This window comes from Psychrobacter proteolyticus (assembly GCF_038155145.1).
Taxonomy (GTDB): domain Bacteria; phylum Pseudomonadota; class Gammaproteobacteria; order Pseudomonadales; family Moraxellaceae; genus Psychrobacter; species Psychrobacter proteolyticus_B.
Genome location: NZ_JBAKAY010000168.1, coordinates 1 through 216, shown reverse-complemented (window position 1 = coordinate 216; position 216 = coordinate 1). Strand labels below are relative to the sequence as shown.

Genomic DNA, 216 nt, shown 5'->3' with positions numbered 1-216 from the left:
ATCAAAGATGCAGTTAATGGCTCGCATCTTCATAGCTTAGCCAGTACGGTTGCGGGTAACAAAACCACGTACTACAGTTTAAACAGCAGCTCCACAGGGTTGTTAACTAACGAAAACAATGATGGTGCAACAGGCGACAATGCGATGGCTCTGGGTGGCAATTCCAGTGCCTCTGGTAGCCAAACGATAGCCATTGGTAGTGGCGAGAGTGGTCAG

General features: G+C 48.6%; 1 pseudogene. It reads left to right on the top strand.

Features of this window, described 5'->3' with window-relative positions:
• Nucleotides 1–216 (top strand): annotated as a pseudogene (locus tag V6252_RS13385) (ESPR domain-containing protein); the annotation flags it as partial.